The sequence below is a fragment of the Pseudomonas sp. SbOxS1 genome, from assembly GCF_013416725.1.
In the GTDB taxonomy this organism is placed as follows: domain Bacteria; phylum Pseudomonadota; class Gammaproteobacteria; order Pseudomonadales; family Pseudomonadaceae; genus Aquipseudomonas.
Genome location: NZ_JAAVXC010000029.1, coordinates 69,664 through 82,799, shown reverse-complemented (window position 1 = coordinate 82,799; position 13,136 = coordinate 69,664). Strand labels below are relative to the sequence as shown.

The 13,136-nt window shown below is 53.9% G+C and carries 16 protein-coding genes and 2 tRNA genes; 6 read left to right on the top strand and 12 right to left on the bottom strand.

Annotation, left to right across the window (positions count from 1 at the left end):
• The first annotated feature begins 552 nt into the window (after window positions 1–552).
• Window positions 553–837, top strand: coding sequence for a hypothetical protein (locus tag HFK74_RS23005; protein ID WP_180205480.1), 285 nt, complete (start codon window positions 553–555; stop codon window positions 835–837).
• Window positions 834–1,148: a hypothetical protein gene (locus tag HFK74_RS23000; RefSeq protein ID WP_180205479.1), complete on the top strand. Its 315-nt coding sequence runs from the start codon at window positions 834–836 to the stop codon at window positions 1,146–1,148. Before HFK74_RS23005 ends, HFK74_RS23000 begins: the two co-directional genes overlap by 4 nt.
• A gap of 50 nt (window positions 1,149–1,198) precedes the next feature.
• Here HFK74_RS23000 and HFK74_RS33445 read toward each other — a convergent pair whose 3' ends face one another.
• The 4 genes from HFK74_RS33445 to HFK74_RS22980 all read right to left on the bottom strand — a co-directional run bounded on the left by HFK74_RS33445 (window position 1,199) and on the right by HFK74_RS22980 (window position 3,805).
• Window positions 1,199–1,390, bottom strand: coding sequence for a hypothetical protein (locus HFK74_RS33445; protein WP_180205478.1), 192 nt, complete (start codon window positions 1,388–1,390; stop codon window positions 1,199–1,201).
• Between the two features lie 135 nt (window positions 1,391–1,525).
• The gene (locus HFK74_RS22990; RefSeq protein WP_180205477.1) at window positions 1,526–2,092 is read right to left on the bottom strand and encodes a hypothetical protein; all 567 of its coding nucleotides are present in this window, start codon (window positions 2,090–2,092) and stop codon (window positions 1,526–1,528) included.
• A gap of 231 nt (window positions 2,093–2,323) precedes the next feature.
• Complete coding sequence (locus tag HFK74_RS22985; RefSeq protein WP_180205476.1) at window positions 2,324–2,851, bottom strand: hypothetical protein; 528 nt, start codon at window positions 2,849–2,851, stop codon at window positions 2,324–2,326.
• A gap of 126 nt (window positions 2,852–2,977) precedes the next feature.
• Window positions 2,978–3,805 (bottom strand): TIR domain-containing protein, encoded by an 828-nt coding sequence (locus tag HFK74_RS22980; RefSeq protein ID WP_180205475.1) that lies wholly within the window; start codon window positions 3,803–3,805, stop codon window positions 2,978–2,980.
• A gap of 121 nt (window positions 3,806–3,926) precedes the next feature.
• Between HFK74_RS22980 and HFK74_RS22975 the strand changes: the two genes are divergently transcribed.
• Window positions 3,927–4,652, top strand: coding sequence for a hypothetical protein (locus tag HFK74_RS22975; protein ID WP_180205474.1), 726 nt, complete (start codon window positions 3,927–3,929; stop codon window positions 4,650–4,652).
• Window positions 4,653–4,741: 89 nt separating this feature from the next.
• Here HFK74_RS22975 and HFK74_RS22970 read toward each other — a convergent pair whose 3' ends face one another.
• Both HFK74_RS22970 and HFK74_RS22965 read right to left on the bottom strand, forming a co-directional pair.
• A complete protein-coding gene (locus tag HFK74_RS22970; protein ID WP_180205473.1) occupies window positions 4,742–6,235 on the bottom strand; it encodes a hypothetical protein in 1,494 nt (497 codons plus the stop codon).
• A 1-nt stretch (window position 6,236) separates the two neighbouring features.
• Window positions 6,237–6,707, bottom strand: a complete 471-nt coding sequence (locus HFK74_RS22965; protein ID WP_180205472.1) for a hypothetical protein — start codon at window positions 6,705–6,707, stop codon at window positions 6,237–6,239.
• A 305-nt stretch (window positions 6,708–7,012) separates the two neighbouring features.
• On the opposite strand from HFK74_RS22965, the gene HFK74_RS22960 reads away from it, so the two are divergent.
• The 3 genes from HFK74_RS22960 to HFK74_RS22950 are packed head-to-tail and all read left to right on the top strand — an operon-like array spanning window position 7,013 to window position 8,588.
• Window positions 7,013–7,249, top strand: coding sequence for a hypothetical protein (locus tag HFK74_RS22960; protein WP_257230395.1), 237 nt, complete (start codon window positions 7,013–7,015; stop codon window positions 7,247–7,249).
• Window positions 7,250–7,294: 45 nt separating this feature from the next.
• Window positions 7,295–7,537: a DUF4224 domain-containing protein gene (locus tag HFK74_RS22955; protein ID WP_180205471.1), complete on the top strand. Its 243-nt coding sequence runs from the start codon at window positions 7,295–7,297 to the stop codon at window positions 7,535–7,537.
• A 1-nt stretch (window position 7,538) separates the two neighbouring features.
• The gene (locus HFK74_RS22950; RefSeq protein ID WP_180205470.1) at window positions 7,539–8,588 is read left to right on the top strand and encodes a tyrosine-type recombinase/integrase; all 1,050 of its coding nucleotides are present in this window, start codon (window positions 7,539–7,541) and stop codon (window positions 8,586–8,588) included.
• A gap of 100 nt (window positions 8,589–8,688) precedes the next feature.
• Here HFK74_RS22950 and HFK74_RS22945 read toward each other — a convergent pair.
• The 6 genes from HFK74_RS22945 to HFK74_RS22920 all read right to left on the bottom strand — a co-directional run bounded on the left by HFK74_RS22945 (window position 8,689) and on the right by HFK74_RS22920 (window position 12,613).
• Window positions 8,689–8,762 (bottom strand) — tRNA-Cys (locus HFK74_RS22945).
• Window positions 8,763–8,807: 45 nt separating this feature from the next.
• Window positions 8,808–8,883 (bottom strand) — tRNA-Gly (locus tag HFK74_RS22940).
• Between the two features lie 63 nt (window positions 8,884–8,946).
• Window positions 8,947–9,507: a CDP-diacylglycerol--glycerol-3-phosphate 3-phosphatidyltransferase gene (gene pgsA, locus HFK74_RS22935; RefSeq protein WP_180205469.1), complete on the bottom strand. Its 561-nt coding sequence runs from the start codon at window positions 9,505–9,507 to the stop codon at window positions 8,947–8,949.
• A gap of 33 nt (window positions 9,508–9,540) precedes the next feature.
• On the bottom strand, window positions 9,541–11,364 hold the full coding sequence (uvrC, locus tag HFK74_RS22930; protein WP_180205468.1) for an excinuclease ABC subunit UvrC: 1,824 nt from the start codon (window positions 11,362–11,364) through the stop codon (window positions 9,541–9,543).
• Window positions 11,365–11,366: 2 nt separating this feature from the next.
• Window positions 11,367–12,008 (bottom strand): UvrY/SirA/GacA family response regulator transcription factor, encoded by a 642-nt coding sequence (uvrY, locus tag HFK74_RS22925; protein ID WP_008015884.1) that lies wholly within the window; start codon window positions 12,006–12,008, stop codon window positions 11,367–11,369.
• A gap of 128 nt (window positions 12,009–12,136) precedes the next feature.
• Complete coding sequence (locus HFK74_RS22920) at window positions 12,137–12,613, bottom strand: N-acetyltransferase (protein WP_180205467.1); 477 nt, start codon at window positions 12,611–12,613, stop codon at window positions 12,137–12,139.
• Window positions 12,614–13,136: the final 523 nt, after the last annotated feature.

The window sequence follows — 13,136 nt, the reverse complement described above, 5'->3', positions numbered from 1 at the left end:
CCCAGCACCAGGACGCATCGGAGTGTGATCTGAGTACCGCCAGTCAGCGTGAGAGCAACGGCTGACAAACGTCATGCAGATCACACCCCGATGCGGATGATTCTGCACCGCGCAAAGCGGCCCCCTGCATCCAGCGGGACCGGAAACAAATTGCACCTAACCGGAATGGTTTTTCCATCTCAAGCACGGAGGGTTTGCACCAATGCAGCATTAACCGCTTCACCTGTGTGGCGCAGTAAGCCTGAAGGCTGCGCCCTTCACCCTGGCAGGCAGCGGACATCTGGGCCGACGGTGTCACCGCGCACCGGCCGAGCAATCGGTAGGCCACCCCAAGCTCAAGGTCACCGCTGATGATTCAAACCCAGGCCGTCGCCAGTAGCGGGCCTGGGTGGCGCTCACGTAGGGAGGTCTTCGTGACGCCAATAAAAGCCCGGGTGATCTCGGGCTTTTTTACGCCCGCCTTTATCCGCCAGCACTCTCACCTGCGCCCAACGGCAACCAGCTGGCGGCCCGAGTACTGACGAATACACGCAACCCCACCGAGGAATCGCCATGCATCCATCACTTCAACAGCGAGTCGACGGGGTTGCCGCCCTGCGCGCTCGCGCAAACATCGCCACCGCCGCGTTCTACGCCATGATTGGCAAGGAGCAGCCCGTGCAAGAGATTCGCTTCCAGGTCATCGCCAAGGGCACCCATGCCTATCACATCATCGAGCGATCCACCGGCAAGGTGAAGGGGTTTCGCTGGACGTGGAAGGAAGCGATCAACCTGGCCCAGGCACTGGAATCGCGCGCCGATGGCATCAAGCTCTCGCTATCAGGTGACCGGAAATGATCGGCGTACCTATGCCCAACCCACGGGACTCGATAATCGCGAACCTGAACCAGCAACTGGATCACTTCTTCGGCGCAGGTCGCGAGGTGCAGGAAGTTGCCGCCGGCGTCACCGGCGAAAATGACGCCATGTTCGGCACCTACCACAGCAACAAGCTGCGGGTCGGGCGCAACAAGCAGGCGCCTCGGTTGAAGGAGCTGGCCGACGCCGGCAAGACCGTCATTCAAGCAGCGAAAGAGATGGGCATGGAATCGAAGCGCGCCAGGCTCATCGCCCGCGAGAACAACATAAAGTTCCCGGGGCCGCCGTGAGACGCATCAGCAACCAGGTGCGCCAGCGCCGACGACAGACATGGCTGGATCTACCAGCCCACGGAATTGAAGAGGCAGGCCATGGTCAAGAGCAATGCGGATCGCTCAGCGAAAGCCGCAGCGAAGAGGAAATCAGGCTGCACTGCCTGCCCGGCAAGCGCCAAGCGCTCACTGAGATGATGGCCTGGAGCGGCATCGAGGAACAGGGTGAGGCAATCACGCTGATGACTCATCATCTTCATGGATTAGGCCCTCAAAAGTCCGCGCCGCTGGTTGCCGCAACGCGACACGTTATCGAGCTATCCCTAAACGTGTCGCTGGCTTTTCATCGGAAGAGCCTGCAGTTGATTCATCAGGATATAGGGGACGAAATTCTGTCACCTGCTCCAGTAAGTGCCGATCTGGTCAGATACGACTGCAGCGCACACTCCTACGCCAATAGCCAAAACAGAGAAGAAGCCAGCTTTTGAAATTCTCTTCAACCAGACGAATGATGGCTCACCCACCTTCACCCGATCCCACTCCGTTTTCAGAATTTGCTGTGCCTCGACCGATATAGTCTCGATCCTGGCTCCCATGCCCTTGTCGTTGAAATTGTCCATGCTTATCAGTAGATGACTCAGTTTTTCATGCTCATCCGGATTCAGGCGCAGTCGAATTCGAGAGATAAGCATGGCGATCTCCACATAATCCTCCTGATGAGCAAGCAGATACTCATCGACCTGTTCCGTTGATTTGCTTTGGATAATCTCTGTGGTGGTCATTTTGATCCCAAGTTGCGCTATCAACTGGGAGACATCGTTCCTTAAGGCATCAATCCACGCCTGCCGAAACTCTGAGGTTTTCTGGTCCTTTGCAAGAATAGAGACAACCAGAGACACAACGGCTGCAATCAGGCCAACGACGAGGGCGACGATAGCTGGAACGAGTAGATCTTCTTTCATAAAGGATCCGGCGGGAAATAATCAGCCGCGTATCAGACACGAACCAAAACCAAATTGCCACCAACGGTTACGGAGGGCCGCGCCTAACGGGAGGTAACTCCTCAACTTGGCGACGCTCTGAACGACAGTACCGCCGGTGGTACTTTTTTACCTTATCGAATTTTCACTTGACGAAATGACGGGCTTTGTTTGCTAACCATTCTCAGTCTATTGCGTGAAGGTAACTACGCATCAAACCAGCACCATTTCTTTTATGAACCTATCCTGCAATTTTGTCCCGAGATTTATTGCATGCGCACGAGCGTAGATGAAATTACCACGCGCTTTGGCATAATTTCGCGCAGCCAGTTCTGTTTCCTGACTTGAAACCGGATTGCTCATGGACACAAGATTAGGGTCCTGCACGTTATCTAACTTAGACTTCGAAACCTCCAAGATTTCTCTACTCTCATGCAAGTCCAAACAAACGCTGTAAAACTCCTTGATATCCTCAGCCAAGCCGGAAGAGACATAAATGCTAGCTGACTGTACATGGGGACCAAACTCCATAAACTCTCGCTGCCTTGATTCCGAATTTGATTTTTTTAGCTGTTCAAAAGCAATGCGAAATTTCTCGTACAATATTTTTTGATAAAGATGAATATTTATTTGATTTGCTTGTTTTGCGGTGGCCACCGCTCGCCAAGAAAGAATCGCTGCAACTACAGAAATCAGCAGTGCGGCGCCCGCAATGCAATTTGCCCAAACCGCTGTATCCAAAATTGACTCCTTAAGACCGGCCCCATGCCGGGCCGAACACAAATAACCCACCTCAATGAATCGCGTCACCGCATCCGGTCATGGAGGGCGGCGCGAGAAAAGGAAGAACTGCTCTCCAGTGAGGATTTATTTGGGCTCGGAAGCAAAATTAGCACCGCTGTACGAGCCATCCACCGTACCGCGAATCTTTGTTGTCTTACGGAAAACGCTTAACAGTGAATCTAATTCTTTAAGAGGGAATTCATTTTTTTTCGCAAGCTCAACAATCTGTTCGATCGGTACATTTTTTTCTATTAGGGATATGAATAACTGACGCTTCTCCGCTAAATCGGAAAACGGATTCCCAGCATCAGCAGTCGAACTCGTTCTAAACTCTAAGTCCCTCACGCGATTTGAAAGGGATCGAGTGTTTGAAAGTATTTCGGCCAATATACTTTCTTCGGAACGCGGCGCAACATCCACTAATTGAGGGTTCGACTCTAATGCTAATGCAAAGCCATCCGCAAACTGGGGCCAATAAGTTTCGAACACCTGCTTTAGAATTCGCTCATCAAGCTTGTTGATCTCCATGCATGAATTTAAAGAGCTTATAAGACTCCACATCGACGATCGCTCAGGAACAGTGTGATTGAACTGAGCCAAAGGGTCTTCAATCTCACTAGGCTGTAAATCAATCAAAAACGTACACACTCTGTTCGTACTTAATCCTTTCGCAAGCGCGCCAGTTTCGAAAAGAATCCACGGTTTGTTTTTATTTTCTTGAGTCAAGCAAACAATACCAGCTGCCGTATCTTTAAGCTGATCTGAAATCTCAGAAAACCAAATTGCTCCCTTGTCAATATCTCGCGTGGATATCCACGGCTGAGACGCTTGAAGTACACACTTTATCCAATCGCTAATCAACTCCGCTACAGCCTTGCTCCTTTGCCCTGACCAACTGACAAAAACTTTCATGTCCGCTCCGTGCTCTCTAATAACAACTAGGGCGGAATATCTCATAGTCATCACGTAATTTCCATATGAAAAAAACTCAACGACCAGACCAGAAAAAGGTCTGAAAGACATTGGAGCCTTCATGATCCATTACCACGGCACACCGGTCGGCGGAACTCGGCAAGATGGCGCTCGCTTCCTTGCCTCTAGGCACGCGCTAGTGCCCTTCCCGCGCCAGGACGACATAGCCATCGTTGCTGAAGTTTGCCAGTCGTTCGTCTTCGACAACGGCGCGTTTTCCGTCTGGAAGAAGGGCGGCACCCTGGACATCGACGGATACACCCGCTGGGTGGAACAGTGGCACCGGCACCCCGGTTTCGACTGGGCGCTGATCCCTGATGTAATCGACGGTAATGAGACAGCGAACGACGCACTTCTGGCGGCATGGCCGAGAGAATTGCATGGCGTGCCGGTCTGGCATCTCCACGAATCTCTAGAGCGCCTACAGAAGCTCGCATCTGACTGGCAGACCGTTGCAATCGGCAGTTCCGGCGAGTGGTCCAGCCCAGGAACCAATCCATGGTGGAAGCGTATCGGTGCGGCGATGAATGCGATCTGCGATGATAGCGGCCGACCAATATGCCGACTCCACGGACTACGCATGCTCGACCCCGCTATATTTCAGCTATTGCCACTGGCCTCTGCCGATTCCACGAATGCAGCAGTGAATGGGGGCAGCATCAGTCGCTTCGGAATGTACGCGCCACCTACTGCTGGCCAGCGCGCGAACGTCATCGCCGACCGGATTGAGGCGCACAACAGTGCGCCGGCCTGGCAACGAGAAACTCAAGTTGAGATGGCGCTTTGACAATCGAGTCGGATTCGAACTTTTATTAACACCCAAACGCTGCCTTTTGGCAGCGTTGGTTATAAATCAAGCTAAAAACCAACCAAGTATTAGAAATTATCAGTAGACGTCAAATCACTCCAAGTCTGCGATGCAATTTTATTCGCAACCAAACCAATAACAGACGCCGTGTTTTGAGCTTGGGCCATAGCAACCTCCACACCCTTGGTGCTTTTTAGTTTAATACGACGAGGCTGACCATTTTTATCTTGCTTATAACCTGTGATAGTAATCCAATGCGCTCTATATCTAAGCCAATCGATCTTAGAGATTCTATCTTTTAGCTCTGAAACTGATAACGTAGGTTTCTTATCCCAATTAGCCTTTAAACTATTAACCTGCGAGTTATAAGCCTCTTCGACAGTTTTCCCGGCATCTTTGGCTCCTATAGCCGATACAAGAGGACCTATCTCATCAATGCGAGACCGATGATATGCAATTGCAAGCGCCTTTAACGCAAACGGCCAACCATGGACATACAATTTTCTAAAGGGGTCTGAGTCGGCGGGAGTTTCCTCCAACCAGGCCGGGCCAAAATTTTGCTCAAGAATCGCTATAAAATCCTTCGCAAAAGGAAGAAAGTGCTTAACATGAAAGTGCTTGAAGTGCTCAGTCTTCAATCTGCCTTCCGACACGACATTCAGCAATATTTGCTCCATCGTGCTCAAATCGACAAGACACTTAGTTGCTGTCTCACTGGTACTAGTATTGCGACCGGTTGCGAGCCTTGATTCAAATATCGTCCCAGCGATAGCACTGACACGCAACTCACTTAGTGCAGAGGATGTGTCCAGGCTTATCACAAGGTTTTTATTCTTCTTCGAACCCCGACCATTTCGATCAGCAAAGCTTTGGCCAGCCTTTCGCTCATCCATATTGAGTTCAACTTCTAGAGTCACCACTAAATTTTCTAGGGCACCAACGTCGACCGCGTCCTTAGAATTCGCTACCGAAAAAAGGGCCGCCGTCTGCGTTTGACCGTCAGACTGCATGAGTGGCGACTTAGGCAAATATATTATCCCATACAAACTATTTGGATTAGTTTCATCCAAGGCAACAAAAACAGTTTGATCAAATACAACTGATGATTGCCACCCAGAAATCGTAGGTAGATATAACGGTCTATCCCCCCTAATTCCCTCTAGTATATAATCTCGGAAATCAATCTTATTTTGTGCCTTCTGCCCCTTAAAGTCGCTTTGAGTACGCTCATGCATTTCGGTCATTCGCAAAGCGTCATAATTATCGGGTGGAGGATTCGAAGGATCATATCGAACCATTTCAACAAATACGCTTAACGTAGGATGTGCAGTAACTAAAATACGCCACTGCCCACTATCGGAAACGAAACCTTTCCGACTAAGTGTTGCATGGAGCCTAATATAGTTAGAGGTTGGACTCTGAAATTCGTAAGCACTTCGCTCAAATGCATCAAGGTCATCAGAATTGCTTTGTGCACGTACAATCCGAAGCCCCTGATATTCTCCATCCTTTGGAATGCTATTGGTTAAAATAACTTTTTTAGCTAAGTTTGGTATGGCCATATTATTTGCTCTCAACATATTCATTAGGAAGAAAAGGAATTTTTGGCAATACTTGCAATGGTGCGCCAACAACAAAACCAGATCGACGCAACCAGGATGGCAAAACTACGAACTCGATATTCAAGTTCATTACCTCGTTGGCAACAATCATCTCAGGCGAAAAACGAAACGCTGCAATTACTCCACGGATAGGGCGAAAATTCTCTGTCTTTCTAGCCAACGCAACATATTGAAGGATTTGCCCTAATGCCTTGTAGTCAGCGGAAATTTTAAATTCCCACTCCCGTATCAAATCACTTTTATCAATAGTGCGCATATCCGCACGTAAAAGCGTTCCGTCATAACCCTGTTCTGTTCTGGCCAGAATCTCTCCGTTACGGTGATCGCTAAGAGTTTCTGCGTAAGCATCGCGAACCCTGCATTCGTGCGCATAAATTTTAGCCCCATCCTCTGTCGCTACCGATCGCCCCATCAAACACCTCCTTGCCGTGGAGATGGCATCATAAATCTCGGAGATTTACTGTGCAACATTAAAATTCACAAAGAAAATCTTGCAGCGACTCTGTACGCGCGATGCACTCATCCAACCCACCTGATACCCCCCATCAAACGACAACTCTCGAGCCTGCCGATGAGCGGCGGGCAAGGAATCGCTATGTCCGATTTTCAAGCGGAATCCACGCCACCGTTCGCAAGGTGCGCAAATGCGGCGAGTGCCACGGGCACATCGATCCCGGCCAGAAATATCAGCTCATATCCGGAAGCCGGGAGGGTGACATGGGCTCGTTCAAAATATGCATGCCATGTCTTACTGCTCGCAACTGGGTAACCGCACAGCCCGAGCGGGGAAGTGACGGCGAGCACCTCTATTACTTTGGCCAAATGAAAGAGGACCTGTCGTACCTGGCACCGGAAATCAAATCGCAGGGCGGTCGCCGATTCCACGCGTATCGCTTGCAGGTTCTCATAAGCCGCCGCCGACTCTTCGCCCAAGCATTGCGCAAAGCAGGCTAATCCAATAACCACCTTCTGCCGCCACGCGCGGCATGGAGCATCTCCATGGAAACTGAAATCCTCTCGGACGAGGAACTGGCCGAACTCACTGGCTACAAGGCCAGAGCCTACCAGCGTCGCTGGCTGATTGATCGTCAGTGGGTGTTCGTCGAAAGCCGCGGCAAGCGCCCTTTGGTTGGCCGGATGTACGCTCGCATGAAGTTGGGCGTGCTCTCCCCGTCTATCGCTGACCCAAACCCGCCCCCGACGCGTCCGGCCTGGACGCCAGACTTCTCCAGAGTGAACTGATATGCGCCCCCGCAAGACAGAAAATAGGGATTTGCCGCCAGGGATGGTGCGGCGTAAACGGCCCCGCAAGAACGGTACTGTCTGGATTGGGTACTACTACCGGGACGCGAACGGCAAGGAGGTGTCGCTTGGCGGGGACTTCGACAAGGCAAGGCTGAAATGGGCTGAACTGGAAGCCAAGGCAAAACCGGCTGACCTGAAGGTCATGAAGGGGATTTTTGACAGATACGAGCGGGACATTATCCCGAAGAAGGCGCCACGCACGCAAAAGGACAACAGGGCTGAGCTCAAGCATCTACGCAAAGGGTTTGAAGGCGCGCCAATCGACGCAATTACCCCATCCATGGTTGCGCAGTACCGGGATGCAAGGACGGCCAAGACCAGGGCAAACAGGGAAATTGCCCTCCTGTCCCATGTATTCAATATTGCGCGGGAATGGGGTTTCACTGACCGGGAGAACCCGTGTGCAGGCGTCCGGAAAAATAAGGAAAAGGTCCGAGACTACTATGCCAACGATATGGTCTGGTCGGCAGTGTATGGAAAAGCTCCGCAGGAGCTGAGGGACGCGATGGATTTGGCATATTTGACGGGGCAGCGCCCGGCCGACGTTATTGCAATGACACGTGGAGACATCGAGGGGGATTATTTGACTGTGCAGCAAGGCAAAACCAGCAAACGACTTCGAATCCAGATGCAGGCCGATGGGGTGAAAAATAGCCTTGGCCTACTCATAGAGGAAATCATGGAGAGAAACAAACAGCACAGCGCGTCGCACTTCATCCTCAGCAAGTCGGGGATGCGCGTTTCTCAGCAGATGCTGCGCAATAGATGGGATGACGCCCGGGAATCAGCTCGATCGCTGGCAATCATCGAGGGCCGGAGTGATGACGCAGAGAAGATTCGCCAATTCCAGTTCAAGGATATCCGACCAAAAGCAGCTTCCGAAATAACCGACATCGCCGACGCGAGTCTCCTGCTGGGCCACTCTGAGCAGGAAATCACCAAACGTGTTTATCGCCGTATCGGGGCGATCGCTCAACCGTCAAAATGAAATAGTTTCGGAACTCCACCCCCTAAAGTTTCGGAACTCCCTCACTTTCCAGCGCCCAATAAAAAACCCCGCAGACGTTAATCTGCGGGGCTTTCAATAGTGGAGGCCGAGGTCGGAATCGAACCGGCGTAGGCGGATTTGCAATCCGCTGCATAACCATTTTGCTACTCGGCCTCAAAACATTTGTTGTCAGTAGCGCGACATCAAATGCGTAAAACTTGGAGCGGGAAACGAGACTCGAACTCGCGACCCCGACCTTGGCAAGGTCGTGCTCTACCAACTGAGCTATTCCCGCGTCTTGGTGTGGCGCATTCTATAGAATCCAGAAGCCACGTCAACCCTTTGATTCAAAAAAGTTTTATTTCTTTTGCACGTCAGTCTTCAGGTGCGGCCAGGCAGCCCGCAAGTACTGAACCATGGACCACAATGTCAGGCCTGCGGAGACCATCAGCAAGGCGTAACCCAACAAGACCCAGAAGCTGAAGTCCTTAGGATTGGCCAGCAGGATTACCAGCGCCAGCATTTGCGCGGCGGTTTTCCATTTGCCCAGGTTCGACACGGCCACGTGCGCACGGGCGCCGAGCTCGGCCATCCATTCGCGCAAGGCCGAGACCACGATCTCGCGACCGATGATCACGGCAGCCGGCAGCGTAAGCCACAGATTGCCGTGTTCCTGTACCAGCAACACCAGGGCAACGGCGACCATCAGCTTGTCGGCCACGGGATCGAGGAAGGCCCCGAACGGCGTGCTTTGTTCCAGGCGTCGGGCCAGGTATCCGTCCAGCCAGTCGGTGGCGGCGGCGAAGGCGAAGACCGAGGCTGACGCCAGGTAACTCCATTGGTAAGGCAGGTAGAACAGCAAAATGAAGATCGGTATGAGCAGGACGCGTAGAACGGTAATCAGATTAGGGATATTCATCGGCACAACTGGCTACGAGGTGAGGGGGGCATTCTACTCGCTGTGCAGATTGGCATAAATCAACTCTGCGAGCTTTTTACTGATCCCGGGGGCTTTTGCGATCTCTTCGATGCTGGCACGAGACAGCTCCTGCAATCCACCAAAATGTTTGAGCAAATCGCGCCGACGTGTCGGCCCGACTCCGGCAACACCTTCAAGCGTCGAGGTGCGCCGGGTTTTCCCGCGTCGCGCGCGGTGCCCGGTGATCGCAAAACGGTGAGCTTCGTCGCGAATCTGCTGGATAAGGTGCAGCGCGGGGGAATCACCGCGCAAGGTGAATTCGTGGGCGGCGTCGTTGAGGTAGAGGGTTTCGAAACCGGCCTTGCGCGTCGCACCCTTGGCCACGCCGAGCAGGATCAGGTCGGGGACCGCCAGTTCATCGAGCACGTCACGGGCCATCGACAGCTGGCCCTTTCCGCCGTCGACCAGCAGGATATCCGGCAGCTTACCCTCCCCGTCCTTGAGCTTGCTGAAGCGCCGGGTCAGTGCCTGGTGCATCGCGGCGTAGTCATCGCCCGCGGTGACGCCTTCGATGTTGTAGCGCCGGTAATCGGACTTGATCGGGCCTTCGGGGCCAAACACCACGCACGAGGCCACGGTCGCCTCCCCGCTGGAGTGACTGATGTCATAACACTCGAGGCGCTGGGGTGGCTCGTCCAGCTTGAGCACTTCGGCCAGGGCGTCGAAACGCGCGGCTACGTGTTGTCGGTTGGCCAGGCGCGCGCCCAGGGCTTGCTCGGCATTGGTCACGGCCAATTGCTGCCAGCGCGCACGCGTACCGCGCACCCGGTGGCTGATGGTCAGTTCGCGACCGCGCAGTTCGTCAATGGCCGCAATCAGTGTCGGAAAATCTTCGTGAACCACATTGACGATCAACTCGCTCGGCAAGTCGCGTTCGGGACTGCTGATGTAGTACTGGCCAAGAAACGCCGCCATGACTTCAGACACGTCTTCTTCGATACCCACCTGCGGGAAGAAGTTCTTGCTGCCCAGCACTCGCCCGCCCCGCACACTGATCAGGTGGACACAGGCGCCGCCCGGGTTGACGAACGCAGCTATCACGTCGACGTCGCCCGTGCCGCCTTCCATGCTTTGTTGATCCTGAACCCGGCGCAGCAGCGAAATCTGGTCGCGCAGTTCGGCAGCACGCTCGAATTCGAGGTTGATCGCCGCCTCTTCCATGGCCGCGGACAACTCGTCGCTCAACGCATTGCTGCGACCCTCGAGGAACATCACCGAGTGCCGCACATCTTCGGCATACACCTGCGGGTCGACCAGGCCGACACAAGGCGCCTTGCAGCGCTTGATCTGGTATTGCAGGCAAGGCCGCGTGCGGTTCTTGTAATAGCTGTCTTCGCACTGGCGAACGAAAAAGGCCTTTTGCAACAGGCTCAGGCTTTCGCGAATCGCTCCGGCGCTCGGATAGGGACCGAAGTACTTGCCCTTGGCCTTCTTCGCCCCGCGGTGGATGCTCAACCGTGGGAACTGGCCATCGGAGAGAAAGACATAAGGGTAGGATTTGTCGTCGCGCAGCAGGATGTTGTACGGCGGACGCCACTCCTTGATCAGCGTCTGTTCGAGCAGCAAGGCCTCGGTTTCATTGGCCGTGATGGTCGTTTCGACCTGGGCGATACGGGCCACCAGCGCAGCGGTCTTGGGAGCCAGGCCGGTTTTTCGAAAGTAGCTCGACAGACGATTCTTGAGATTCTTGGCCTTGCCGACGTAGAGCAGGCGCGCATCGCTGTCGAACATGCGATAGACGCCGGGGCGCCCGCTGACCGTAGACAGGAAGGCACTTGGATCGAATTTTTCAGTCATTTTCAGAGGCTGGCATCAACCATGCCGTGTCGCACCGCCAACAGCGTCAACTCGACATCGCTGCTGATCGAAAGCTTTTCGAAAATGCGGTATCGGTAGGTGTTCACGGTTTTCGGCGACAGGCACAACTTGTCGGAGATGATCTGGACTTTCTGGCAGCCGACGATCATCAGCGCGATCTGGATTTCCCGCTCCGACAGCGCGTCGAAGGGCGAATCGTTAGTCGGCTGGAACGACTTGATCGCCAGTTGCTGGGCAATTTGCGGGCTGATGTAACGTTGCCCGGCAAACACCAGGCGGATGGCCTGGACCATTTCCGGCAATCCGGCGCCCTTGGTCAGGTAGCCCGCCGCGCCGGCTTGCAACAGCCGGGTAGGAAACGGATCTTCCTCGCACACGGTCACCGCGACAACCTTGATGTCGGGATGGCTGCGCAACAATTTGCGAGTGGCTTCAAGACCGCCGATCCCAGGCATTTTCACGTCCATCAAGACCACATCGGGTTTCAACTCACGCGCCTTGAGCAGGGACTCTTCCCCGGACTCTGCCTGGCCGACTACTTGCAGGCCATCGATGTCAGCCAGCATTCGCGTAATGCCTGTACGAACGAGATCATGGTCATCGACTACTAGCACCCTAATCAAGCAGACACCTCGCGATAGGATCTTATTTGGATTGCCCGCCACCTTAGCAAAAAGCATCTGGCAGACCTAGCGCCCAGCGCTATATAAAAAGTTTCCATTCGTCTTGCAGAGCTTGTCGGCAGTGTGTTTCAGCCAGGAGCAGCGAACACTTCACGCTCCATGCGCAGGAAACACTCGTCCCTGCCCACCACCTTCAAGCCCTTGCGTTCGTACAAGGCACGCGCCGGATTATTTTCAAAAACCGTCAAGCGCAAGCGCTGGTGCCCTTCACTGCACGCCAGTGCCAATACCTGATCGATTGCCCAGAAACCGGCACCCTGCCCTCGAAACGCCTGGCCAACATGAAGTTCGCGGATGTACAGCGCCCGGGCATCCCGACTGAGGCTGACGAACCCCAGTCGACGCTCGCCGCTCACGATTATCCGGTTGTCCCGCCCGGCCCAGGCGACATCGAACGCTTCGTCCAGCCACAACAGATCGTGCTGGATGTAATAGCGCAACATGTTGACGCACGTCAGGTCCCGGGCAAAATCGAGGTCGCGGTCCGTTGCCGGGCGCCAGTCAACCTCCGGCAAGCGGCGGCGAAGGTCATGCAATGGCGTCATGCTTGATCCTGTGACGGGGGCGTTTTCAAAAACAAGGAGTGTGTGTCACAACCCCATGGGCACTCAAGCGATAGAAACCGCCGCTGATGACCGATAGCATTTTCTGATTGAAACCTCGCACCGGCCTCTAGTAAGCTCGGCGCATTGATCGGAGACAGACCATGTTCAACGCCCGCCCACCGCTTCGTACCGCCAGCGCCCCGCGCTCGGTTGCGGCTGCCCGGGTGAACGACGTGCGCGCTCCGGCAAGCTTTTATTTTGGGTATTGGTTTAGCCACTGGCGCGCCTGATACCCACACGGCGCCCACTTCAAACGGGTCGCCACCAGAGAATTCTCAACCCCCGGTCGGCCTCCCGACCGGGGGTTTTGTTTTTTGGGCCCGCCACTTATTTAGCGACACACCGCCATCAAGAGGATTTTACAAATGAACTACGCCACTTATTACCGTCACGACAGTTTTAGCGCCTGGCGATTTACCACCCTCCGCTCGGGACAGCCTGCCGCCTCCGATCGGTCACCCAC

Coding starts and splice junctions, on each gene's coding strand:
- HFK74_RS23005 (WP_180205480.1), top strand. CDS start 553: ATGCATCCATCACTTCAACAGCGAGTCGACGGGGTTGCCGCCCTGCGC.
- HFK74_RS23000 (WP_180205479.1), top strand. CDS start 834: ATGATCGGCGTACCTATGCCCAACCCACGGGACTCGATAATCGCGAAC.
- HFK74_RS33445 (WP_180205478.1), bottom strand. CDS start 1,390: ATGAAGATGATGAGTCATCAGCGTGATTGCCTCACCCTGTTCCTCGAT.
- HFK74_RS22990 (WP_180205477.1), bottom strand. CDS start 2,092: ATGAAAGAAGATCTACTCGTTCCAGCTATCGTCGCCCTCGTCGTTGGC.
- HFK74_RS22980 (WP_180205475.1), bottom strand. CDS start 3,805: ATGAAAGTTTTTGTCAGTTGGTCAGGGCAAAGGAGCAAGGCTGTAGCG.
- HFK74_RS22975 (WP_180205474.1), top strand. CDS start 3,927: ATGATCCATTACCACGGCACACCGGTCGGCGGAACTCGGCAAGATGGC.
- HFK74_RS22970 (WP_180205473.1), bottom strand. CDS start 6,235: ATGGCCATACCAAACTTAGCTAAAAAAGTTATTTTAACCAATAGCATT.
- HFK74_RS22965 (WP_180205472.1), bottom strand. CDS start 6,707: ATGGGGCGATCGGTAGCGACAGAGGATGGGGCTAAAATTTATGCGCAC.
- HFK74_RS22960 (WP_257230395.1), top strand. CDS start 7,013: ATGGGCTCGTTCAAAATATGCATGCCATGTCTTACTGCTCGCAACTGG.
- HFK74_RS22955 (WP_180205471.1), top strand. CDS start 7,295: ATGGAAACTGAAATCCTCTCGGACGAGGAACTGGCCGAACTCACTGGC.
- HFK74_RS22950 (WP_180205470.1), top strand. CDS start 7,539: ATGCGCCCCCGCAAGACAGAAAATAGGGATTTGCCGCCAGGGATGGTG.
- pgsA (WP_180205469.1), bottom strand. CDS start 9,507: ATGAATATCCCTAATCTGATTACCGTTCTACGCGTCCTGCTCATACCG.
- uvrC (WP_180205468.1), bottom strand. CDS start 11,364: ATGACTGAAAAATTCGATCCAAGTGCCTTCCTGTCTACGGTCAGCGGG.
- HFK74_RS22920 (WP_180205467.1), bottom strand. CDS start 12,613: ATGACGCCATTGCATGACCTTCGCCGCCGCTTGCCGGAGGTTGACTGG.